The sequence below is a fragment of the Flagellimonas halotolerans genome, assembly GCF_035818535.1.
Lineage (GTDB): Bacteria > Bacteroidota > Bacteroidia > Flavobacteriales > Flavobacteriaceae > Flagellimonas > Flagellimonas halotolerans.
The window spans coordinates 23315-48012 of sequence record NZ_JAYKYV010000013.1; the positions used below are offsets into that span (position 1 = coordinate 23315).

Annotated in this window: 20 protein-coding genes and 1 tRNA gene; 10 read left to right on the top strand and 11 right to left on the bottom strand. The window is 40.5% G+C overall.

The features are described from left to right. The first annotated feature begins 1 nt into the window (after nt 1). Nucleotides 2-820 carry a peptidase MA family metallohydrolase gene (locus VM932_RS13415; RefSeq protein ID WP_326279277.1) on the top strand — a complete coding sequence of 273 codons (819 nt, stop codon included), beginning with the start codon at nt 2-4 and terminating at the stop codon, nt 818-820. A gap of 239 nt (nt 821-1059) precedes the next feature. On the opposite strand, the gene VM932_RS13420 is transcribed toward VM932_RS13415, so the two are convergent. Continuing rightward, nucleotides 1060-1470, bottom strand: coding sequence for a helix-turn-helix domain-containing protein (locus VM932_RS13420; RefSeq protein WP_326279278.1), 411 nt, complete (start codon nt 1468-1470; stop codon nt 1060-1062). A gap of 144 nt (nt 1471-1614) precedes the next feature. Between VM932_RS13420 and VM932_RS13425 the strand changes: the two genes are divergently transcribed. From VM932_RS13425 to VM932_RS13450, 6 genes are all read left to right on the top strand, one after another. Beyond that, nucleotides 1615-2826: a HEPN domain-containing protein gene (locus VM932_RS13425; RefSeq protein WP_326279279.1), complete on the top strand. Its 1212-nt coding sequence runs from the start codon at nt 1615-1617 to the stop codon at nt 2824-2826. Between the two features lie 10 nt (nt 2827-2836). Then, on the top strand, nt 2837-3196 hold the full coding sequence (locus VM932_RS13430) for a hypothetical protein (RefSeq protein ID WP_326279280.1): 360 nt from the start codon (nt 2837-2839) through the stop codon (nt 3194-3196). A 1094-nt stretch (nt 3197-4290) separates the two neighbouring features. After that, nucleotides 4291-6258 carry an AAA family ATPase gene (locus VM932_RS13435; RefSeq protein WP_326279281.1) on the top strand — a complete coding sequence of 656 codons (1968 nt, stop codon included), beginning with the start codon at nt 4291-4293 and terminating at the stop codon, nt 6256-6258. A gap of 116 nt (nt 6259-6374) precedes the next feature. Then, the gene (locus VM932_RS13440; protein ID WP_326279282.1) at nt 6375-7382 is read left to right on the top strand and encodes a hypothetical protein; all 1008 of its coding nucleotides are present in this window, start codon (nt 6375-6377) and stop codon (nt 7380-7382) included. Between the two features lies 1 nt (nt 7383). Next, nucleotides 7384-7716 carry a hypothetical protein gene (locus VM932_RS13445; RefSeq protein WP_326279284.1) on the top strand — a complete coding sequence of 111 codons (333 nt, stop codon included), beginning with the start codon at nt 7384-7386 and terminating at the stop codon, nt 7714-7716. Further along, complete coding sequence (locus VM932_RS13450; protein ID WP_326279285.1) at nt 7713-8297, top strand: hypothetical protein; 585 nt, start codon at nt 7713-7715, stop codon at nt 8295-8297. The genes VM932_RS13445 and VM932_RS13450 overlap by 4 nt, the downstream gene beginning before the upstream one ends. A 305-nt stretch (nt 8298-8602) precedes the next feature. Here the strand turns inward: VM932_RS13450 and VM932_RS13455 are convergent. Continuing rightward, nucleotides 8603-8675: transfer RNA gene (locus VM932_RS13455), tRNA-Met, on the bottom strand. 114 nt (nt 8676-8789) lie between these two features. On the opposite strand from VM932_RS13455, the gene VM932_RS13460 reads away from it, so the two are divergent. Both VM932_RS13460 and era read left to right on the top strand, forming a co-directional pair. After that, nucleotides 8790-10154: an alanine/glycine:cation symporter family protein gene (locus tag VM932_RS13460; RefSeq protein ID WP_326279286.1), complete on the top strand. Its 1365-nt coding sequence runs from the start codon at nt 8790-8792 to the stop codon at nt 10152-10154. After that, on the top strand, nt 10144-11025 hold the full coding sequence (gene era / locus VM932_RS13465) for a GTPase Era (RefSeq protein WP_326279353.1): 882 nt from the start codon (nt 10144-10146) through the stop codon (nt 11023-11025). The genes VM932_RS13460 and era overlap by 11 nt, the downstream gene beginning before the upstream one ends. Here era and VM932_RS13470 read toward each other — a convergent pair. Beyond that, the gene (locus tag VM932_RS13470; RefSeq protein ID WP_326279288.1) at nt 11022-11537 is read right to left on the bottom strand and encodes a GTP-binding protein; all 516 of its coding nucleotides are present in this window, start codon (nt 11535-11537) and stop codon (nt 11022-11024) included. The two genes, era and VM932_RS13470, sit on opposite strands and share 4 nt — an antisense overlap. A 76-nt stretch (nt 11538-11613) precedes the next feature. Here VM932_RS13470 and der point away from each other — a divergent pair, with 76 nt between their 5' ends. Next, nucleotides 11614-12915 (top strand): ribosome biogenesis GTPase Der, encoded by a 1302-nt coding sequence (gene der / locus VM932_RS13475; RefSeq protein ID WP_326279289.1) that lies wholly within the window; start codon nt 11614-11616, stop codon nt 12913-12915. Nucleotides 12916-12919: 4 nt separating this feature from the next. On the opposite strand, the gene pbpC is transcribed toward der, so the two are convergent. The 8 genes from pbpC to VM932_RS13515 all read right to left on the bottom strand — a co-directional run bounded on the left by pbpC (nt 12920) and on the right by VM932_RS13515 (nt 24685). After that, the gene (gene pbpC / locus VM932_RS13480) at nt 12920-15292 is read right to left on the bottom strand and encodes a penicillin-binding protein 1C (protein WP_326279291.1); all 2373 of its coding nucleotides are present in this window, start codon (nt 15290-15292) and stop codon (nt 12920-12922) included. A 10-nt stretch (nt 15293-15302) separates the two neighbouring features. Continuing rightward, nucleotides 15303-20864, bottom strand: coding sequence for an alpha-2-macroglobulin family protein (locus VM932_RS13485; protein WP_326279293.1), 5562 nt, complete (start codon nt 20862-20864; stop codon nt 15303-15305). Between the two features lie 148 nt (nt 20865-21012). After that, nucleotides 21013-21495, bottom strand: coding sequence for a hypothetical protein (locus VM932_RS13490; RefSeq protein ID WP_326279294.1), 483 nt, complete (start codon nt 21493-21495; stop codon nt 21013-21015). Nucleotides 21496-21549: 54 nt separating this feature from the next. Further along, a complete protein-coding gene (locus VM932_RS13495) occupies nt 21550-22338 on the bottom strand; it encodes a TPM domain-containing protein (protein ID WP_326279295.1) in 789 nt (262 codons plus the stop codon). Further along, nucleotides 22319-22756, bottom strand: a complete 438-nt coding sequence (locus VM932_RS13500; protein WP_326279296.1) for a TPM domain-containing protein — start codon at nt 22754-22756, stop codon at nt 22319-22321. The genes VM932_RS13495 and VM932_RS13500 overlap by 20 nt, the downstream gene beginning before the upstream one ends. Nucleotides 22757-22759: 3 nt before the next feature. Further along, complete coding sequence (locus VM932_RS13505) at nt 22760-23359, bottom strand: LemA family protein (RefSeq protein WP_326279297.1); 600 nt, start codon at nt 23357-23359, stop codon at nt 22760-22762. A gap of 19 nt (nt 23360-23378) precedes the next feature. Then, a complete protein-coding gene (locus tag VM932_RS13510; RefSeq protein ID WP_293169330.1) occupies nt 23379-23708 on the bottom strand; it encodes a MerR family transcriptional regulator in 330 nt (109 codons plus the stop codon). Continuing rightward, nucleotides 23708-24685, bottom strand: coding sequence for a M23 family metallopeptidase (locus VM932_RS13515; RefSeq protein ID WP_293169332.1), 978 nt, complete (start codon nt 24683-24685; stop codon nt 23708-23710). Before VM932_RS13515 ends, VM932_RS13510 begins: the two co-directional genes overlap by 1 nt. Between the last annotated feature and the right edge of the window lie 13 nt (nt 24686-24698).

The following is a 24698-nucleotide window of genomic DNA, read 5'->3' on the forward strand; positions in this document are numbered from 1 at the left end:
TATGAAGCTAAGTTGTAATAATCTTTATTTAGCTATAGCCTTATTGTCAATTATTGCGTGCAATACTTCAAGCGATAAAAAGAATAGGAGTGAAATTGATGGTTGGATAAAAGTCGGTCAAGTAGAAAAAACCATCCGAAATATCCATTTTACATTTCCTGATAGTGGATTCGCCTATGACAATAAGGAAGATTTGATTGAAGAAAGCTTCAATGCCCTTGAAACCGACAGTGATTTGATTGGTCTAAAAGAGTATAATGATTTCATTTTTATACGATTCTTACGTTCTCGGGAAGAGATGTTCCCATTAACTGGCACAAGTTCCCTTGGTAATGCATACCCACATATCAAGACCTTATATGTCGTATCCAATGAGACGGTCAAGTCACCAATAAAGCATGAACTGATGCATTTGATAAGTATGTTGGAATGGGATTATCCAGAGACATCATCCAACTGGATGAACGAAGGTTTGGGAACCTTCGCAGAGAACGATTGCAGCGGATGGAATGTTTCCGAAATCTACAGATATCTGCTTGAGACAGACCAACTCCTTTCTATGGAATCATTAACAACTGATTTCTATGGTCAGCCCGAAATGCTTTCATATCACCAATCGGGATATTTGGTTGAATATCTTTTAAAAAATTATGGAATAGAACGTTTTTCAAAGCTTTGGAAAGGTGGATTTGGTGAATTTGAGCGAATCTATGGTCTTCCTTTTGAAAGGATAAAGGTTGAGCTGGAAAAGGAATTATTGGTCAAATATCCAAAGTCTCCTAAAATCGATCAAGACACATTCAATAACCCTTGTCAATAATTGTTTTTCGTTGAGATTAGTACCCTAGGGAAATATTAACGGTGTTAGCTCTAATGAATGACAAAGCATGTGCACTTTTAAATGCTACTAAAAGGATTTAAACCATCAAGTTTTTTTTAATAGTATGAGTATAAACCAGACTAATCTGTGGTATGCGAAGTTATGGCGGTTTTGTCGCTTAATTGTGTTCCGACTGCTTTTCTGTAAAACCAATTAAAGAATATGATAAAATCAGCGTGCTATTTCTTGTTCAATAGCTTTTCCAAGTAACTCACTTTGTCTTTTTCAGCCTGTAGTAAGCGCTCGTAGAGTTTCTTGTTTTCTTCGTGAGCTTCCATTAGCTTATCTAAAGGATTGAAAGTAGGCATATAATTAAAAAAGGCTGCATTATCATTATTGGTTACGGTGTTGCCAATAATATTGAAAACAGCTTCTTCCGAGAAATTCTCAATTCCCTCTTTGGTAACTCCCAAAGCCTTGGCAATCTCTTCCAACTTCACATCTTCCACTTTTTCACTGTTCTCAATGTTGGAAACGGCCTGTTGGCTGATGCCCAATTCTTCGGCAAGGGTTTCCTGTTTCATTCCCCGGAGTTCCCTTATCCTACTGATCTTTCTACCTATATGGTTGTTCTTGGTTTTTGTCTCCATAACTCAAATATAGGGTGTTTCCCACAATAATCCGATTGTAAAATACAAAACAGCATCAATAAAATACAAGTGCCCGTGGTGGGATACTTGGAAATGTGGCCTTAATATGATTGGTGATTCTCTAACCCTTTAAACCACAATCCAATGACACATGGCACAAACATACCAAAACACTTTGAAAAATCGGAAGAGCTTTCTGAATTGCTAGACAGCATCCTGAACATCATAACCATTGACAGGGCCTTTCTATCCCGTAAACAAAATGAAGGCAATTCTGAATATTATTTTCTGACCCTTTTTGTGGATGTCAACAATGACCCTCTTCCCAATGAGATCCGATCACTGGTTGCAAAGAAAGGCAAGAAGTATCCTGACTTCAGGATTAGGGTCTACACTGAAAACCAATCCGAAACAGGTCTTGAAAGAGGATCACTCTATTTCTTGGAACATTGCTGTCTTGGGAAGACCGTCTTCGCCCATCCGGAGGGGGAGAACATCATGGACTATTCAACAATGGCATACGAGACCTTAATGAAGAGGGCCACTCGGTATCATAAATCGGAATTGGCAAAAGTAAATGCCTTTGCCAATACTGCGAACATTTTGATTAAGGAAAGGGACTACGCCATTGCCACTTTCAACATGCACCAGGCCTTTGAACTTTCGTTCCGGTTCATCGAACAGATGTGCATAGGGAGAAGTATGGTTACACACAGTATCATCAGCCATATCAACTATTGCAAACAGTTCTTTCCCACCCTGCAACCTTTTTTGGAATCTTCCGATATCAAGAACAATGAACTGTTGCTCCTTTTGGAACATGCCTACAGTGTAGCCCGTTATGGCAATGAGTTTGAGATCACAAAGGTAGAGACCAAGACCATCCAATCACAGATGAAGGAATTCATCCAAGAGGTTGAATACATTTTCAATAGGCACCTTGACCAGTGCAAAGAGCATATCGAAGGAATCGAAAAGGATTTTGAGAAAGCATTCCCGAAAGTAGCCGAGGAAGTAGGGAACAATAATGAGGCATCATTAGTAGACCAATTGAAGGAACTGGAAAAGGAACACTTCTTTGCCCTTAAGCCCTATATTCCTGAAAAGGGGCTGTACAGCATCGACCTAATAACCGAGGGATATGGAGAAACTTCATTTATAATCTCCGACCTTATTAAGGTCTGTATCACTACTTTGGAAAACGAAAATTTCTCGAAACGTTCCGTTCCCCAACCTCACAGCAATATTAGCGGGGTTCTCGGATATATACTTGATCTGATACCCCATGATGAAATGGCTTTCTTGGACAAAGTCAGAAAACTGCTTTCGGAACAAAAGACAACCACAACTAAATAAATCCACAGATATGAAATCAAAGAGGCAAAGATTAAAGACCTTGGAAGAGATACAACAGCTCAGGAACAATCTTTCTGGACTATTGGGAAACAAAAAGTCCATCGACCCCAATGGAAATTATGTGACTTTCGAGGTCAAGGACAACAACCACCTTTTGACACAGATCATTAGTCTTTTGGAGGTTTGTGTGTTTGCGCTTGATGGGGATGGGATGATGTTGTTTCCAGCCAACCAAAATGCGTCAAAAGAGGACAGTGTGATCCAAGTATTGGAACTGGTATTGAGCATCCTGCCCGATACCCAATTGTACTTCATGGACAAATTGGACGAAAAACTTTCAGAATTGGATAACCAAAAAATGAACCAATGAAGCCGAACGAAGAGAAGCTAATCAAGGATTTGAGATTCCACTTAAATGACCATACTCCTACCTTGGTTCCCCATCCATATTTCAAGGAAAAACTCTAACCCACTTTCTTTTATCTTGATGGTCATGCCGATCTGTTATTGACCGTTCGTGCATTGATATACCTTTCCATGAGGGCTATAAATCCCGATCTTGGTTCGGATGATGTAATGGATAGGAACTAAGAGGAATTCATCCATCAGGCGATGACCATTGCAAACCGATTGATGCCAGTCGGTGAAGAAGCGTTGATGGACCATTTGAACTTATTTTACAGGGAAGAAAAGAAAGCCAAAGAAGAGGAATGATTAGAGGTGCCCAAAGCATTTTTGGGCCAAATAAGCAACTGATTTTTGATTTTTACGCTAAAAATAACATCAATCCTGAAATTTTTGACGGGCAAAAGATTTGAGACAAATCAAACCCTAATTCAAACCCCGAACAATCATTTTTTCACCAAAAATTCATTGATTTTACTGGGGTAAGCGCATTTTTTCAACAAAAATCGAACATCACCCATCAAACTTAATACTGCTAAGAAATGTCTTCATTGCACTTTAACCTTTATTTGAAAAAACCACTTTTTAGTCAAAAATCCATTGATTTTACTGGGCTGATGGCCTTTTTCAGTCAAAAATGCCATAAATCCCTTTATTTAATTTTTTTAAAAAACATCCTAATTAGGGGCTTTTCCGAAGGAAAATGAATCAATAGCATCGCGCCAGCGTGCTATCCTCTTGCTTTACCATTTCCACTTAGCCCTGCTAATGAAAATACAATGTTATTCAAATCTGGAATCTAAGTGTGTTTTTTACCATGATTGTTAATTGGATGAAATTATTTAAATCCTTTACGGAATTTCAGAATTATTAATCTATTGAAATTTCTTACATTTAGTTCCTTAACTCCCCCCTCAAAAGAAAAATTATCGAACAATAAAAAGCTATGCTTTGAATAAAAATGTAAAAATTGGTCATAGCAAACCATTCTGGAGATATATACCCAATAAAGTTAAGCATATAAAAAGGTTGACAACAATATAGACACAGGAATAATTAATGAAAATATCGAAATTAAAAGTACCTGAAGTATCAACTAAGCCAAAAAACTTAGAAGAGATTGATTTAACTAGAAAACCATTAGGTTCAGTGGTAGCACTAGTTGGGAAAAATGGGGCAGGAAAATCAAGAATTTTAGATTTCGTCAAATACTATATTGAATCGAATAATCCTGAAAATCTTTATAACGGACATATTGAGCATTTACCTGAATCAATAATTAGAAATAATCAAAGTAATCTAGATTCTGCGATAGAATCATTTAAACAGTCCCAGAACGATTCGTTAAACGAACAGCAAAAAAGACAAGCTAAACAACAAGCTGATAGTCACATTGGAGTAATCAATAATAGATTTAGACAATTAGGGCAAGCATACGTGAAAGTGGTTGACAATGATGATTTGAAGACTATCAAAGCAGTTGCAAACAATAACAATAGCCTATCATTTGAACAGATTTTAAATAACCAACATTTTAACAATCTAACTTCAAATCAGCAAAACCAAAGAAATCAATCACAAATATTAAATGAATTTTCCTCATTCAATAGTCAGTCAACAATTCAATACTTAACTAAACTTACCAATGAAATAGCGACTGATGAGTTTAATTTATACCTAAAAAATAGAGAAACACCTGAATTAGTAAATCCAGAAATAAAGAAAAAAAAGTCGTATCAATTATTCAGTATTTTTCAAGACTATGTAAGCAAGTTTTTAGGAAAAGATTTCTCTTATAAACAGACTGTTCAGGGAAACACTGTCAATAGCACATTGCATTATAATGACCAACCTTTTGACCTTAATCTATTTTCGCCAGGACAGAAAACTCTTTTCGCATATGCCATATTATTTTTCTATTTGGACGTGAATTCAAAAGCTAATTTGAAAGAGAGTATCCTAATAATAGATGAACCAGAAAAGCATCTTCACCCAGAAGCTCAAATTGATTTGATAAATGCGTTAAAGACTATTGTTTCAAAATCAGGACAATTATGGATAGCCACCCACTCTATTCACATTCTTTCTCATCTAGAATATGATGAGATATTAATGGTTGAAAACAACAGGATAATACCTCCATCTAGAACAACACCGGGAAAGTCGTTTAATGCGTTAATGGGTCTGGATACCCACATTTCGAAACTAGTTACATTCATAAATTCAATTTCTGATTGGGCATATGGAAACTTTATGCTTCAATGTTTTAAAGAACCTGATGTAATATTTGACAATAATCCAGATGACCCACAATTCAAACTATTCAAAAAGTTTTTATCGAAAAGAACAAATAGTAGACTATTGGATTATGGAGCTGGAAAAGGAAGAATTGGATATACTCTAAACGAAGATGAAACTATTTCAAAAAAGACCATTTATTCAGCTTATGAACCTGACAAAGGACACTATTCAATCCTCAACAATGTCCCAAATATCAAGGATACATTTTCTAGCTCAAATGAAATTCCAGACAATCATTTTGATTGTGTATTAATGTGCAATGTCCTTCACGAAATAAATCCTAATGATTGGAATGATTCTTTTAAAACTATTAAACGAGTACTCAAGGAAAGTGGTTATTTACTTATCATAGAAGACAAATTTTTACCTAAAGGAGAGAATGCCCACCAATTCGGTTATTTGATATTAGGAACTGATGAACTAAAGATTTTATTAAATTCTGAAAGTGTTTTAGAACTTAAACTAAAAGAGGAAAAATACAAGAATAGAATCTTGTTTAATGCTTTCAAGAAAGAAGAAATCAATCAAACTCACGAATCCATTTATAAAGCAATAGATAAATTAAGGGAAAACTCATTCAATAAGCTTAGATTACTTAGAAAATCGGAAAAGAATATTGACCAAGGGAGGCGATATGCTAACCAAACTCAATTATATATCAATGCCCAATTAGCTTTGGAAGGAATAAAAAATAATAATGTTGGCGACACGGTGTATAAGCGATAACAGCTTCAGTGATAAGGCTAAAGTTAAATACAAAACGAAGGGCAGTGCAAAAATGAAAAGTTTGTGTGTAGAAATCCACTACTACTCATACAATAGACCGTGGATATTAATGTAGAATGAAGAAACTTTATACAATATCAAAATTTAAAAAAAGGAATTCCTCTCGTTCTGCAAAAAGATTAAGAAACAGAATCAAAAGGAAAAACAAGGTCTATATCCCAAATATTGGCTCCAGTCATGCTATAGAGCGAAAAGAAAGAAAACCTGTACAAAATATTGAAGCCCCAAAAGAATTTAGCTTAATTAACAACACAGAAGCTGTTCTCACATACTTCAAAACTGCCAGAGAATACCTCAAAGAAGGTTTTCCAATTCGTTTTGACATTTCTAAAATACAAACTCTAACACCTGATGCAATCGCCTTACAGATTGCAAGAATAAAAGATGCAAACTTTCATAAGAACAACGGAATATTAGGCAATGCTCCTGACAACCCAGATTTACAACAACTTTTTCTTCAATCAGGATTTTATCAACATGTTCAAACTAAAGGACACAAACCACATAGCAAGGACACTCTAATTCACAAAGTGACAAAAAATAAAGTTGAGCCACAATTGGCAAAAGAAGCATGTTTAGTTGGCTTACGTCACACTTTTCAAAGTGAAGAAATTTTTGATCCTTTATTTGACATATTAATAGAAGTAATGCAGAATACAAACAATCATGCAGGTGAAACGCGTGGTGAGTATGATTGGTGGTTACATATTTTCAATGAACCTGAAACGAATGTTTCTAAATATACTTTTCTTGATTTAGGAGTTGGAATTTTTGAGAGTTTGCCAGCTCGAAGTTTTAAAAGAAAAATTGGAGATTTAGTAGGGTTAACTCATAATGCAAGTCTCATAGAGCCTTTATTTAATGGTGAAATAAAATCTAGAACAGGGCGACCAGAAAGGGGAAATGGGATACCTCAAGTATATGACTCGAGTAAGCATAAAGCATTTAATAGGTTTGTAATGATAACTAATGATGTATATGTAGACATGAAAACTCTTGAAATAAAAAAATTAAAGAATAACTTCAGCGGGACTTTGTTCTACTGGGAGCTAAAAAAGGATTGATATGGAAATTAAAGACACATTAATCATTGCTAAAGAATTTGGAGATACCGCAGGTGCTCGAGATTATGATGATGGAGATTATTCAGGTAAAGAATTTTACGATAAATTCTTATTACCAAGGTTTAATAAAGCTGTTGAAGGGAAGTATGCTCTTCTAATCGATATTGATGGATTTTGGGGATGGCCTTCTTCATTTGTTTCTGGCTCTTTCGGCTTGCTTTCTAAAGAGAAGGGGGCAAAAATAGTCTTAAGCCATTTAGAATTTAAATGTGACTCTAATCCAATGAAAATTGAAAAAGCAAAGTACATTATAAATAATCCTGAAAAGAAATGAAGGTGTTTTTAAGGTACTTTTTGCTTCCAGCAGTCACACTTTTAGTTGGTATATCAATTGGATTAGTAATTCGAGATATACCTAAGTTTTCAATGGACTACAATATAAAAATCACTGATGTATTTAGTGTTATATTGACTTTTGGCATAGGGGTTTTTATACCATTGCTAGTGAAAAAGTTGATTGATGATAAGCGTACCAAGAATGCTCATTTATTCGAAGAACTAAGCGGTTTTAGTAAAATGACAGAGAATATTCATGATTACATACAAGATGTATATAACAACAAGAAAATCCTAGTAAAGGATAAGGACTACATAAATATTCAAATGGACTTGCTAGGAAAAGAATTCAACGAATTCCATGCATTTATGATGGAAAACTGTCCAAAACAAGCAACTGAGTATTTAAACGAATTGAAAACGTGCTATATCGAATATTGGCAAATCTCAACTTCTATTGAAGTAATTGGTAGCTCGATCAAGAAAATTGATGACAAAACCTTTAAGACAATTTGCGAAAAGTACACCGAAATGAACAAACGAATTAGACGAATAAAAACGGAAATAATAAAACACTAATGCCAATATTTCATAAGAGCAATAGCGGATGAAGTGGTGAAATCAAGGGCCGTACATTTAACTAACTTTTGTGGTGGTGTACAGGTAATCGCATTGAAATCCGCTACTGTTCTTGTAAGCTCTCCCTAAAACCGAACTGTTTAAAGTAGAATAATAATCTTTAGTTGTAAACAGTATTAATCATATTGTACCAAAAAACGTTAAATTTTTTGTGCCAAAATAAAAAAGTTTGGATTCTGTACCTATTCTGTACCCATGGCAAAAAAGGAAGGCCCCCGATTTCTCGGAGGCCTTGCCTGCTCTAGTAGCGGGGACTGGACTCGAACCAGCGACCTTCGGGTTATGAGCCCGACGAGCTACCTACTGCTCTACCCCGCGATGTGGACGGCAAATATACAACGGTTTTTACATCATTTCCAAACATAAACCTAATATTCCTTTTTCCTTAACGTCAATCCCGCCCAAAATCCATAAATTCGGCCTTTTTACCTTATGGACAAGATCAACGATTTTATATCCTCACTTTTGCCCTACACCGAGTGGCCTATGTTCATTCTTCTTATTGGAGGAGGGCTATTTTTGGCGTTTTATTCCAAATTTGCTCCTTTTCGCCATTTTGGTCACGCTATAGCTGTGGTATCGGGCAAGTATGACGATAAAAATGCAAAAGGTGATGTTAGTTCGTTTCAGGCACTATCCGCAGCTGTTGCGGCCACTGTTGGGCTGGGAAATATATCCGGTGTGGCCATTGCCATACACGATGGCGGACCGGGCGTAGTATTCTGGATTTGGATGACCGCCCTTTTGGGTATGGGAATCAAATTTTATTCCGGGAGTTTGGCCATTATGTACCGCGGCACCGATTCTGATGGGAAAATGCAGGGCGGGCCCATGTTCTACATTACACAAGGAATGGGAAAATGGGCAAAACCGATGGCCATCTTTTTTAGTATCTGCGGATTGTTCGGGTTTTTGGGCGTGTTCACAGCCAATCAGTTTACCGAAGCATTTATGGGCGTAGTGGAACCCCAGGAGACCATTTGGGCGACCAGCGAATATAATTGGAAATTGGGCATAGGCTTTTTTCTGGCCATCATTACATCTATAGTAATTTTTGGAGGGCTAACGAAAATTGCTAAAGTAGCATCGGCGATAGTTCCATTCATGGTAGGCATTTATTTGTTGGCCGTCATTTTTGTAATGGCAAGTCACGCAGGGGAAGTTTGGCCAGCACTAAAAATGATATTGATCGAAGCATGGAACTTCGATACCATGGTCACAGGCGGATTCTGGGGCTTGGTCATCGTTGGCGTTCGTAGAGCTATGTTTTCCAACGAAGCTGGTTTGGGTAGTGCACCCATGTACCACGGACAATCCCGTAACGATGAACCCGCAAAAGAAGGTCTCGTAGCCATGTTGGGACCGTTTATCGATACAATTTTAGTATGTACCTTTACCGCGGTTGTTATTATTTTGAGCGGGGCCTATCTCGAAGAAGGTAGTGGAATAGTGATGACAATGTCCGCTTTTGAAACAACCCTTTACGGCATCGGAGATGTACTGTTGATGGTGATTGTGGCAGCATTTGCATTGTCAACACTGTTTACATATTCGTATTACGGTGTAAAGAGTTTGTCATTTTTGACCAATGCCAAAATTGGAAAATGGTACAATGTGTTTTTTATCATTATGATTGTTTTTGCCGCAATAGCATCATTAAAATTGGTAAAAAACCTGATTGACCTCTCTTATGCACTCATGGTTATACCCAATATGATTGCTGTGTTGTACCTTTCACCAAAGGTGAACGCAGCATCCAAACAATATTTTGAAAAAAGAAAGAAAGGTGGCTCATAAAGCAGGATTTGTAAATATTATCGGTAATCCCAATGTGGGTAAATCTACGTTGATGAATGCCTTTGTGGGTGAGAAACTTTCCATAATCACTTCCAAAGCACAGACTACCCGTCACCGTATTTTGGGCATCGTGAACGGTGATGATTTCCAAATGATTCTCTCCGATACCCCGGGAATCATAAAACCCGCATACGAACTGCAAAGCTCCATGATGGATTTTGTGAAATCTGCTTTTGAGGATGCCGATGTGCTGCTGTACATGGTGGAAATTGGGGAAAAAGCCCTCAAGGACGAATCTTTCTTCAAAAAAATACAGAACAGCAAGATTCCCGTATTGTTGCTCCTGAACAAAATTGATACATCCGACCAGCAGATACTGGAAGAACAAATGCAATATTGGCAAGAGCAATTGCCCAATGCAGAAATTCACCCCATATCCGCTTTGGAAAACTTTAATGTAACCGAAGTGTTCAACCGGATTTTGGAACTACTGCCCGAGGCACCTCCGTATTATCCAAAGGACCAAATTACGGACAAACCCGAACGCTTTTTTGTGAACGAGACGATTCGTGAAAAAATTCTACTCCACTATAAAAAAGAAATCCCTTATTCAGTTGAGGTAGAGACCGAGGAGTTTTTGGAAGATGAAGATATTATCCGGATTCGTTCTGTGATTATGGTGGAACGCGATACCCAAAAAGGAATCATTATAGGGCACAAGGGCGCTGCCATTAAAAAAGTGGGGGTGGAAGCCCGCAAAGACCTTGAAAAATTCTTTGCCAAGCAGGTCCATATCGAACTATATGTAAAAGTGAACAAGAACTGGCGTAGCAATTCCCAGCAGCTCAGGCGTTTTGGGTACAACGGTTAGGATTCATTGTTAATTTGTTCAAAAGGTGCAATGGTGTCCCTGATAAATTGTTTCAGTTGCTCCATCTGACCTTTTCCCTTAGCTCTTCCTAAGCGGCCAAAGGCGTAAAGTGCAAACCAGATTGCGACCAATAAACCCATGCCCACCAACCATAAGGAAACATCCTTTCCCAAAGCATAATTGGAATAAGCAAAAATGCCCAAAATGATAAAAAGGGTGCCAACGCCAAAATGCAGGAACATAAAAAAGGTCCAAAGCGTAGGATTGGGCCCAAACACGCCACGAATATTGCTCACACCTTCCTCAAAAGAAGAAAGTTCCAAGTGAAGTTGAGGTGACCAAAAGGTAATTTCAGCTTTTCTAAACGTTATAAAAATGTGTTCATCGAGCCGTTTGATCACAAAAGAATTGGCCGTATCGGTATCAAAAACAGCCTCTAATTGCTCTAAATTTGTTTTTAGGGAGACGCGGAAACGGGGCCGTAAAACCATCTCATTGGTCAAGTCGCTCATAATCATTTGAAAATGATCAAAAAAGGTATCATTTTTTCTTCATAATAAATGGTATTTTTGCCAAAAATTAAACCTAATGGGAGCTATCGTAGCCATTGTAGGAAGACCCAATGTTGGGAAGTCCACCTTTTTTAACCGACTTATTCAGCGCCGTGAGGCGATAGTGGATGCCGTTAGCGGTGTTACACGCGACCGTCATTACGGCAAAAGTGACTGGAACGGCAAGGAGTTTTCTGTCATTGACACTGGTGGTTATGTTGTGGGCAGCGACGATGTTTTCGAAAAGGAAATCGACAAACAAGTGGAATTGGCCATTGATGAGGCAGATGCCATCATTTTTATGGTGGATGTGGAATCTGGCGTAACAGGAATGGATGAAGATGTTGCCAAGCTATTACGTAGAGTAGACAAGCCTATTTTTTTGGCGGTAAATAAAGTCGATAATAGCAAACGTATGGCCGATGCCGTGGAATTCTATTCCTTGGGACTGGGGGAATACTACCCCCTGTCAAGCATCAATGGTAGCGGTACAGGAGAGTTATTGGATGCCCTTGTTAAAGTACTTCCGGAAGAGAAAGAAGAGGAAAGCGAATTGCCTCGTTTTGCTGTGGTAGGTAGACCCAATGCAGGAAAATCATCCTTTATTAATGCATTGATAGGAGAGGACCGCTACATTGTAACCGATATTGCGGGAACTACACGCGATAGTATCGACACCAAATACAATCGATTTGGTTTTGAATTCAATTTAGTGGATACGGCTGGAATACGACGTAAGGCCAAAGTGAAAGAAGACTTGGAGTTTTACTCCGTAATGCGTTCCGTTCGTGCCATCGAGTATTGCGATGTTTGTATTGTGATGTTGGATGCGACCAGAGGATTTGATGGACAAGTGCAAAACATATTTTGGTTGGCGCAGCGCAACAACAAGGGCATCGTGATTCTGGTAAACAAATGGGATTTGGTGGAGAAAGAAACCAATTCGGTAAAAGAATATACTGCCAAAATAAAAGAAGTGATTTCCCCTTTTGAAGACGTGCCGATTCTTTTTGTATCGGTTCTGAACAAACAGCGGATTTACAAAGCGATTGAAACCGCTGTGGACGTATACAAAAACCGTTCAAAACGTATCCCGACCCGCAAATTGAACGATATAATGCTTCCCATCATTGAAAAAACACCGCCACCATCTACCAAAGGGAAATACGTTAAGATCAAGTTTTGCACCCAATTGCCCACACCATACCCGCAATTTGCGTTTTTCTGCAATTTGCCCCAGTATGTGAAGGATCCTTATAAACGATTTTTGGAGAACAAAATCAGGCAGAATTTTGACTTTACCGGCGTTCCGATGACCATTTTTATGCGGAAGAAATAATTAATTATTCGCCCGACGCTGAGCGTACCTCTAACATCTGTTGAATTTGGTTGCCTTGATTGTCAACCGCTGTTAAGATATAGTTACTAGGTTTAATGTCTAAAATGAGTTCGTGGAAGTTTTCGGTCTTGCCCACAAAAGTTTCATCCAAATACCAATACACTACGGCATCGGATTGTTGGTGGGCCAATTTTAAAATGATTTCTGATGTTTTGTTGCCCAAATCTTTCGGGAGCAGAACCGCCTCGTTTTTTTTTGGGTAGATGAACTCCATTAAATTGTTTTCCAATATGGAACAACCATCTAAATAAGGCGGTAAAGGTTGGTAATTGGGATTGGAAGATGTATAATAATATTCCAAAATAGGAGGGAGTACAAACCAATTTTTGGCCACCATATCCTCCAAAGAATAACACTCGGAATTGACCCTAAATTTTTCCGAAGCATCTAAAAATACCTGCTGATGATACGGACAAGCTCCGCTTCGGGTGCCACGGGTCGGCACGAATTCCTTTTTTATGTCATCACAATAAATAGAAGCCCGAAATCCGCTTTGTGCACAAACTTCAATCTCGGTAAGGTCGTCAAACGGTTCTTGGAACCAACCGCTTTGGGGCAACGCATCCAAAACATCAAAAAGTAATGGAGCGGCTGCGGTGATGCCTGTAAGTCCGGGTCTGCCCTCTCCATCGGCATTGCCCGCCCAAACCCCAATGGCATATTTTGGCGTAACCCCTACGGCCCATGCATCCTTAAAACCAAAACTAGTCCCCGTTTTCCAAGCAATGGGTTGTGAGGAATCAAAAAACTGCCAATTTTCGTCACCTTCGGGGCGGTTGACCTCGTACATGGACTGGAATGTGCTGTAAATGGCGCCAGCCCCAAAAGCCAAGGGGTCAAATTGTTCTTCCCCAAAATCTTTGGTTCCATTTTGCAAATAGCTAGCCTCGGTAAATTCTTGGTTCCTGTAGGTGCTGGAATGGGTCAGAAAATAATTTAGACTGGAAGCCATGGAGGCATAAGTGGAAGTAACTTCCCAAAGGGAACTTTCCGCCCCACCCAAAATCAAGGAGAGGCCGTAGTGGGAAGCAGGTTTATCCAAAGATTCCATTTCTATTTTTTGGAGTTTGTTATAGAATTTTTGAAGCCCGTATTCCCGCAACAATCTAACCGCGGGTACATTCAGAGAGCGGGAAAGCGCTTTACTCGCAGGCACGGTACCTACATGTTTCAAATTAAAATTTTGAGGGTTGTATCCGTTGATCACCGTTGGAACATCCTCGACCAGACTATTCGGTAATAATGCTCCCTCATCCAATAAAGAAGCAAACAAAAAGGGTTTTAAGGTACTGCCCGTACTTCTTTTTTTAGTGATGATGTCCACGTAGTTTGAATGCTCTTCCGCTGAAGGTGAATTTCCTACATACCCAAGCACTTTTCGGGTTTCCACATCTAAGACCAAAATAGCCAAATTGTGGATTTCGTTACTTTGCAACTGCTGATAATGTCTTTCGGCCAAAAGATTCAATCGCTGCTGTAACGGTCTTTGCACAGAAGTGGTTATACGCTCGCCCGGATGCTCGTTTCGGATACGTTCCGTAAGATGGGGAGCTATATCGGGCAGGGGCATTGGCTTTTGTGGAAGCGGTTCGGCAAGGGCCAATACGTAGGTGGTTTTATCTATAATCTCTTTGTTCCACAGTTTTTTCAATAATCGGTTTCGTTTGTCCAGAAAGGTTTGTTCATTTCTTCCAGGGAAAATCAATGCCGGGGCATTGGGTAAAACCGCTAGGGCAGCCGATTGCCCCCAGCTCAATTCGTGGGCAGGAATCCCAAAATAACGCCATGCAGCCGTCTCCAACCCTACCACATTGCCCCCGTAAGGTGTATGGGAGGCATAGCGTTTTAAAATTTCTTCTTTGGAGTGCCGTAATTCCAGCCTAGTGGCCATAAAGACTTCGATGAGTTTTTCCCAATAGGTTCTGCTTTGATTTTTTCTGCTCAAACGGATGACCTGTTGCGTGATGGTGCTGCCACCCCGTCGGGTTTCTTTGGTGAGGTTGTGCCCAATGGCCTTGATAATGGAAATTGGGTTAAACCCGGGGTGACTATAAAAATACTCGTCCTCAAACAATAAAATACTCTGCTTGAAGCGTTCTGGAACAGCATCCATTTGCGGGAACCGCCATTGACCATCATCGGCAATGCGAGCACCGATCAGGGAACCTTCCGAACTGTCCACAACAGTTGAGGTGGGGTCTTTGAACAGATTTTTTGGCAAACAGAACAGCCATAAAATCAATACAATGGACAAAAGGGCAACCTTGATTCGATGTTTTAAAATGGTTTTTTTTAGGGCTGATAAAAAAAACTTCATCCACACCAAACTACTGAACAACTTTGACCCAATTGCCCTTGTTTCTAGCATAATAAGTGTTATCGTACATGGCTTCTACTTGTGCTCCGGGCAAATAGTATTCCCCCAAAAACGAAGCGTTCAGTTTTATGGTGAACGTTTTCGACTTTCTGCTGTCAATATCAAAATACAAATGGGTACGGTCGTCCCGAGTATCCACATAATCCGCTTTTGAAGCATTTGCGTTGCTGCCTCCGGCAAATGAAGTGTCCACAATTTCCCATCCGCTGGGCACGATATGGGTAAGTGCTACATTATCGATATAATCATCCGAACCATTAAATATTATAATCTGAGCTTGAAACTCTGTTCCCTGTTTCAGTTCATCCACATTGATGGAATTGCCAAGAGGGTCTTGGTAATTGACCGACAATCTTAGGTTTTGTTGCTGGGCCAATTCCTCGCCAACTGGTAATTTGCCAGTTTGGGTAAGGGTGGCATAAATGGTATTACCTTGATTGTTTTTCACCTTAATCTCCTCTTTGAACGAGCTAATTGCAAGTTCTCTTTGTGCAATGGCCCTATCCGTTTTTACTGCAACCTCTTTTCCATTGTTGGTAAAATTAATATCGATGGACCTACCGCCATTCTTCATCACCATTTTGGACATGGCCAAGAGGGCAAAAGCAGTTTCTTGGGTGCTGTACCATCTTTGAGACGACAAGTTTTTGGCCAAGGAAACGGCCAATTCCCTTTGTTGCGCGTCGCCCAAAATCACCATAGTTTCCAACGCCATGGCCCTGTTTCGGAATACGGAACCATAGGTTCTGTAATTGTAATTGTTGGGCGTAAAATTAATATTGGCCTTTTGTGCAATGGCTTGGGCCACTTCTTTTTTACCGACCAAGGCATACGCCGCTGCCAATCTCCATTTGGCCTCGTTGCTGAGGTTTTCGGTTTCCCGTAAACGGTTCATGGCGGCCAGTTCGGGTTGTTGGGCCAGGGCCAAGGTGTACAATCGGTACGCTTGTGAAATATCATCGTTGTAATAGGTGCTTTGATTGCTCCATTGTCTTGCCGCATTTTTTTGAAAGCGTAGCCAATTGCCGAGGAACGTCAACGGTAACTGATATCCTTCTTTTTTGGCTTCCAACATAAAATGTCCAGCGTAGGAAGTGCCCCAATCATCGGCATGGCCATAACCGGGCCAGTAGCTCAATCCGCCATTGGGAATCTGGAAATCGCCCAATTTATCAATGGCAGCTTTGATGTTTTTCTCGATGTCCTTCTTTTTATCAAAAGTAATGTCCAACACATCTGCCAAGAACAATTGTGGGAACGCTGTCGAAGTGGTCTGTTCCACGCATCCGTGGGGATAACGTAACAAGTAATCCATCCGTTTGGAGAAATCCATCGGGGGTAGTGTGGAAAACTCAATAAACGCTGTATTGGTGCCCGATGTGCCAAAAGTTTCCATCGAAATGGTCTGCGAACCATTGGCATCCAACGTGTACAATTCACTTTTGGTGGTTACAGGATTTGGATTTTCCACATCAATTTCCGTTTCGTTACTAGCACTTTCGCCAGCTCCCGAAGCGGTAACTTTTATGGTTTGGAAGGATGAAGCTGGGTTCACTTTAAAATCAAAATTCACGATTTGCTCCCCAACTGCATTGAAAGTGATATTTTTTGATGTTCCGTTGATGGGCTCCAAAGCTTTTCCAGCATCAATGGTAACTTTTACATTTTTTACCTTGGGTTCCATGGCAAAAACGGTCACTGGGATGGTTACTTTTTCACCAGGGGATAATTTTCGTGGAATGGAGGTCAAAACCATCAATGGTTTGCGCACCGGAGTCGTTTTTTCAGTATTGCCGTAGGCACTGTTTGGGTTTCCGGCAACGACCATGGTTCTTACGGAGCCTACATAATTGGGCATATCAATGGTGTGTGATGCTTTTTCTCCTCCCTTTAGGGTAAATGGCCCCAAATAAGTGACTACAGGTTTAAATCGCTGTGCTTTTCGGTTTTTGGCACCAGCACCAATACCGCCACCGCCAATAGCGTAAATATTATCCACACTCACGGAATAAGCTCCCATCACATCATCAAAAATATCAAAAGTCTTGACGCCCAATGCTTGTCTGGCATAAAACGAACCGTGAATATCCGGTGTGCTAAATTGGGTAAGGTCCAAAAGTCCTTCGTCCACCACGGCCAATGAATAGGTCATCGGTTTTTTACTGGTTTCAGAAACGGTGACCTTAAACGGTTTTTTAGGCTCCAAAACATCGGGCATACTGATTTGTGGTTCCAAAAGGGTAGCCGGGTTTTCAACCAATAGCGGTACCACGCCATACAACCGTATGGGAAGATCGTTTTTTACTTGACTGTGGGGTTGCAACAAGGAGATGTTGACATAGGCATTCGGGGCCATTTCAGCAGTTATTGGAATGGTTGCCTTGGTTTCTTTGGATGAGGTCTCAATCCATTGTTGTGATAGTACTTCGGTTCCATTTTCTATGCTTATTAAAGCACGTCCGCCTCTATCTGATGGGAAAGTGACCATAGCTTCTTCACCCAAGGTGTATTTTTCCTTGTCGGTGGAGAAAATCAAAATTTTGGAGCTTTCTGCATCTGCGGATGCGGGCCTTCTCCACCAATTGCTGTAAAAATAGGCGGTACGGCCTGTGGCGTGTCCTGAGACTTCGTCAATAACACGAATCAAGAAACGACCTCCCTGCTCATCGGGAACATTGATGTTGAAATTGCCCTTTCCTTTACTTCCGGTCGTAATCTCCATTTCCTTGAAAGGACGGTGTACAGTAGCATTTTCATAGCGGGACAGATTGTCGTAACCTCGGTTCCACCACCAGCGCCATTCGATTTTGAATACTTGTACTTTTAGCTTTCTATTGGATGATGGATTTCCTTGGGCATCCACAGTGACCACATCAAAGGTGTTGTTGTCATCCGTTAAGAAAGAGCCGTATTGTTTTGCTTTAGGGGAACGGAGTCCCACAAAATTTGAAAATGGGGCCAAATTCTTGGAGAACACATCAATGGAGAAATCACCTCCACCCTCAAAAACTTTGGTGGTGAAAGTTGCTTGCAACATTCCCGGTGCATTCCCATTTATCTCTATTTTTTTGTTGATGTCCAGCTCACCGTTGGCGTCCAACTTGGATGAAATCCACTGCAATTCGGTCTCATTGAAATCACGTGATGGGTCTTGGAACACATAATCTTTGAACTTTGGAAAGGCCATTGAAGCTTGCTTCAAAGTGGCATTGATGTCAATTTTCAGGTTTCGGGCAGGGGTACCGTGCAGCCATTTTACGCTTGCCTTGCCTCGATTGAAGGAATTGGCTTCCAGTACTTCGTCATCAAAAGCAAAATCCACTTTTAATCGGTTGGGCTTTACCGTGGCCACCTTTAAGGTTTTACTGAATTGTGCACCTCCTACGATCACTTTGGCCGACCAATTTCCTGTTGGGGCGTTTGCTTCAGTTGGGATTGGGAAATAATAGAAATTCTTTTCTTTTTTAGTATATAAGCCATCAGAAACTGGGGTACTACCTTCTTTTAAAACATTCCGCTGTACCAATTTCCCGCGGGCATCGCTAACTTCCAAAGTAACCGGGTGCCCTTTGGGCAAAGGATTGGCGTTATCGTCCAGAACAAAGGTCAAATGTATGACATCACCGGGTCGGTGGACACCTCTTTCAGTATAGATGAACCCTTGCAATCCTTTTTGGAGCTGCTCGCCAGAAACATCGAACTTGCTGAGGGATAATGCGTTGCCATCTGCCAGTTTGGCGTAGGCGAAATTGTTGTTGTGCTCGGTCACGGCAAAGGCAATGCCCTTGTCGCTGTCATAAACGGATAGGCCTTTGGCATCGGTAGTGGTCTCGCCGATAAGTTGTTGTTGGAAATTATACAGCTTTATTTTGGCGTCCGCTACGGGTTGTGTGGTGAGCAAGTTGGTCACCGCAAAGTGGTGTGAGTGGTTGCTTCCTTTTTTAACGATTAGCCCCAAATCGCTTCCCAATAGGTTGGTGGCTGCAATTCTTTCGTAATTGTAGTAAGCGGAGTGACAAGGGTTGTCGCGTTCTTCCCAATTGTAGTTATAATTTCTGTAATTATAGATTTCGTTGTCCCAATAGCGTTCTTCTTCTGAGGCTTCATCAGAACTTTGTTCCAATGCATATTCGGTTTTTGATTCTTCGGTTTCTGCACCATTTCCACAATCATAAGTGGTATGCTCTTTCTTAAAACTGAACTCTACGCGATATAAAGAACCTGGGTGGACCTGAATCAATTCGGACAAATCCAACCCATGTGCCTGCCAATAGCTGGTGTTTTTGTTACCGTTTTTAGTTAGTGGGATTACTTTGTATGCTACCCGGCGCCCTACGGGCCTAAAATCAGGATTATAATTTTCTGTGAGGTCATAATTTTGAAGGTATTGCAGCATGTTATTTTTATACACCTGGATTATCCGAACCTCGACGGCGGCAAGGTTGACCGTTTCAAAATAAATAGGTGTGGAAGCGGCATTGGGCAATATGGTTCCTTTGGAAATGAGGCGGACAGCAGGTTTTAATTGCTCAAAAGAGACCAGTTCGGAAAAGTTGTTCTTTAAAGTGAAGCCATACTCACTTTTAATACCTTGAAAGGCGTTGATGCGTACCTCGCCCATAATTCGGTTGGAGGGGTAAACATGCAGCACATTTCCATTGATTTCGTACCGAAGGCTTTCTGCGTTTTCAATGGTAACCAAACCATTCAGGTTTTGGTCTTGTTTTAAAGGTTCTGAAAAATTCAAGGTAAGTACGGCATTTGGGGCAGATGTTGTTTTGGCATCCACGATCACAAATTTGTTCTTTCCCGGAATGGGATAGGTTTCCGAACCCTCGTTATCAATATTGTAAGCTTTCCCCGTCCAATTTACGGTCAGTTCACTGTCTTTTGTTATTCTGGAGATACTATCAATCTTAAAGCTGTAATATTGTGCATTGTCCGAAGTGTTGTCCCATTTTACGGGAATGTTCTTGTCTCCTTGTTGTACCGAAAGGACCGAGTTTATTTTTGATGCCTCCAGAATGTCCGAAGCATCCAATGTACCGGTAACATATTGCCAATCCTTACTATAAGACTGTAAATTGACCAGATTGATTTTAAAATTCGGTGCAATGGTCTTAAAACTGAAGGTGTAGGTTTTGAACTCGTTATCAATATCTTCAAAGAGTTTGTTAAGTTTCAGGTGGATAGTGTACTCCGTGTTGGGTTTTAAATATTCCGAGGGCTGGAATATGAGCTCCCTTCCGTTTTCAATCACTAAATCACCTTTAACCTTTGGTGAAATGTCCAAATATTCTGATGGTAACTCCTGAGTCAGTTCAAACTGCTCCAATTGTTGGGCCAAGGCAATGGTGATGGGTGTGGAAATACTTTGGTTGCCATTGGTGTGATAACTTATGTAGTCTTTGAACTTAAAAAGGTTGTCGGTTTCGGAAACACCATCCTTTTTTTTGCAGGATGCAACAAGAATTAGTAGGGAAATTAGAAACGCTATGAATGACCGGGACATGAAAAAGGAGTGTTTTTAATTACTATTAGCAAGATAGTTAAAATTGAACATCAGAGCCATGTTACTTGATGGATAGTTGGAATGAATTTATGAATGAGGCCAAAGGCTCATAACAAAAAAACAGATCCAAGGTTTATGAGGTTATAACCTATGTACTGGAAATGTAGAAAGTAATGGAAAGCGGCAGAGCGCCATATTTTTCCAATGTGTGGTCATAGGGAATATTTGCCTCCACACCTTCTATTGAGGTATAGGGGCCGCAACATTCTCCTTGCCTAAAACTTGTGTTGAAACTTACAAATGATGACTCACCGTCTTTAATATTTATTGTGAACGATTTTTGACCGAATTCTTCGCTTGAAACCGGTACGACAATAACCATTCCTGTGATTGGGTATTGTTCTATAGAAAATGTAACGGTTTGGTTTTGTTCATTCAAAATTTGGATAGTTCCTGAATCCAAAGTTCCATTGGCTAGTAAATTCTCATCGTTTTCCAGACTTAAAAACGTTAATCGGATGATGTCTTCACCAACAAAGCAATCCACTAAAGAACAATCTATTGAGTTGTCATCTGATTTACACGATAAAACGAATACTGAAATAAATAAAAGCAGTAGTTTTTTAGACATGGAGTCTTTTTTTAAAAAGATGAAGATATGCCGTTTTGGTTGCTTTGTTTTCGACTACCATCCACCGGAAGCACCGCCGCCTCCAAAGCCACCGCCACCGAAGCCGCCACTGAATCCACCTCCACCACCGAGGCTTCCGCTACCAAAACCACCTGAAGAACCTGAGCTGCGACCCATATTGCTGAGGATGATCATATCCCAAATGTCAAGTCCGCCGCCCCTGCGACCACCATTGCGACCACCACCTTTGTTTTTACGGCTCCATAAAATGATGATGATGATAATGAAGATGATGAAAGGAAAAAGGGAATCAATAGGGAATTTTTTACCACTCCCAAAGGTGCGGTCTTCGGTAAATTCGCCCGTAAGTACTTTGAAAATAGCATCGGAACCTTTGTCCAGACCACTATAATAGTCCCCTTTTTTAAATTCTGGAATGATCACGGTTTCGATAATTCGTCTCGACATTAAATCGGTAAGACGGCCCTCTACACCATAACCGGTATTTATGGCAATCCTACGGTCGTCTTTGGCCAAAAGTACAAGGACCCCATTGTCCTTGTCCGCTTGTCCAATGCCCCATTTTTGTCCCCATTGTGCTCCTAAAAAATTAATGCTTTCACCTTCGGTGGAGCTAATAATGGCAATGACAATCTGTGTGGAAGTACTATCGGAATATCGAACCAGCTTTTGCTTCAAGGTATTGCTCTGCGATGGGGATAGCAGGTTCACATAATCGTAAACGCTGGTTTGTTTTTGCGGTTTTTCGGGTATGGTAAACTGCCCCCAAGCAAGGGAAACGTATAAAAAAGCCAGAAATAAACTACCCTTTGGATATCGCATCGTTCAGTTCATTGGTGTCGTTATGGTTCCATGGAAAGTGGGCTTCCAGTTCTTTGCCTGCCATAAGGATTCCCTCTACGATACCTTGTTTAAAATCTCCTTTTTTAAAATGGGATGCCATTACATCTTTGGTGGTGTCCCAAAAGCCTTTGGGAACGGCTCGGTCGATACCTTGTCCACCGTAAATCACAAATTTTTTATCGTCCACAGCCACATAAACAAGTACACCATTTCCTTCTTTGGTGTTGTCCATCTTAAGGAAGTGGAACACCTGTTGTGCCCGGCTAAAATGATCTATTTTGGTGGAGGCTTCAATATGTACCCGTATTTCACCAGAAGTATTTTTTTCGGCCTCAACAATGGCCTCAACAATTTCCTTTTCTTCCTCGGCGGTCAAAAACTCTTCTACGTGCGACATAATTTAATTGAATTCAAAATCCACTTCGGGAACATCTTCCGAACCGGCATCTGATTTAAAAAGGGCCATCGGGTCAAAATTGGCTATGCTGGCTACAATATTGGTTGGGATTTGCTGTATTTTAATATTGTATTCCCCGGCCAGATCGTTAAAACGGTTGCGTTCTACATTGATTCTATTCTCTGTACCTTCCAATTGGGACTGCAGTTCCAAAAAGTTCTGATTGGCCTTGATATCGGGATAGCGCTCCACGGTAACCAATAAACGGGATAGGGCGGAGGAAAGTCCTGTTTGGGCCTGTTGAAACTCTGCCAATTGTTCGGGGGTAATATTGTTGGCGTCAATACTGGTTGAGGTGGCTTTTGCCCTTGCTTCGATAACGGCCGTTAGGGTTTCCCGTTCGAAATCGGCGGCGCCTTGCACTGTTTTTACCAAGTTCCCGATCAAGTCGCTCCTACGTTGGTAAGAACTCTCCACATTGGCCCATTGCTTAGTGGCCTGTCCTTTCATGTCGACAAGCTTGTTGTTGGTGCTTACGTACCATCCTACAACGATTACCCCTAAAATCCCGAGGGCAATAATGGCTATAATACCTTTCTTCATTTTCTATTGGTTAAAGTGTTTATAGTTGTTCTTTTATTTTGAGGAGTTCTGCTTTTACTTTTTGTAACTTCTGAATCACCTCAAAGTTTGAAAGTGCTTTCTGTTTTTCTTCTTTTAAATGGATTTTGGCACCATCCAAAGTAAAACCTCGCTCTTTTACCAAATGGTAGATCAACTGAAGGTTTTGGATATCCTGCGGTGTAAACTTACGATTGCCCTTGGCATTTTTTTTGGGTTGGAGCACGTCAAACTCTTTTTCCCAAAAACGGATTAGGGAGGTGTTTACCCCAAAGGCCTTGGCCACTTCGCCAATGCCATAATATCGTTTTTCGGGTAGGTCTACGTGCATTAATCCAGTGATTGGTTCTCTTGATTGGCCAATCTGAGCATATTCTCAAATTCTTCCGTGGACAAACTTCCGTAGTAGAAGTTAATGGGGTTGATGCGTTCCCCATCCTTAAATATTTCGTAATGGACATGGGGTGCCTGAGAACGTCCCGTGCTACCAACAAAGCCGATAAGGTCTCCTCTCTTTACTTTTTGGCCAACAGTAACATTGTATTTGCTCATATGCCCGTATAGTGAGATGTAACCGTAGCCATGGTCGATTCGTACATGTTTTCCATAACCGGACGACCTATTGTCGGCACGTACCACTTTTCCATCACCGGAGGCATATATTGGAGTGCCTCGTGGAGCGGTAAAGTCCATGCCCCAATGCATTTTACGTGCTTTGGTAAAGGGGTCCGATCGCCAACCATAACCAGAGGCCATACGGGTAAGGTCTTCGTTGCTCACGGGCTGAATGGCCGGAATGGCCGCCAGTAATTTTTCCTTTTCTTCCGCTAATTTGGCAATTTCATCCAACGATTTGGATTGGATTACCATTTGTTTTTGGATAATGTCCAATCGTTTTACTGCATTGATGATGATTTCCGAATTGTTGAAGCCTTCAAGGTCTTTATAGCGGTTGACACCCCCAAAACCCGCTCTACGCTGTTCTTCGGGTATTGGGTTCGCTTCAAAATATAATCTGTAAATATTGTTGTCTCGATCTTCAATATTGGCCAAAACCTGTTCCATTTGGTCCATTTTCCTGTTCATGATATCAAACTGAAGTTCATAATTTCGAACCTCGCGTTCAAGGGAAAGTTCCTTGGGCGTATTTACCCATCGGGTGTTCAAAAGAATGATCAGTCCAAGGAAACCGAACAGTGCGGAGCCCAGCAAGAACAGGAAAATATTCCTGTACTTTTTGGATTTCTTCGGCTCAATCTTTCTGTACGAAAGGGTATCCGGATCGTAATAGTACTTTACTTTAGACATGAATGGATTTTAT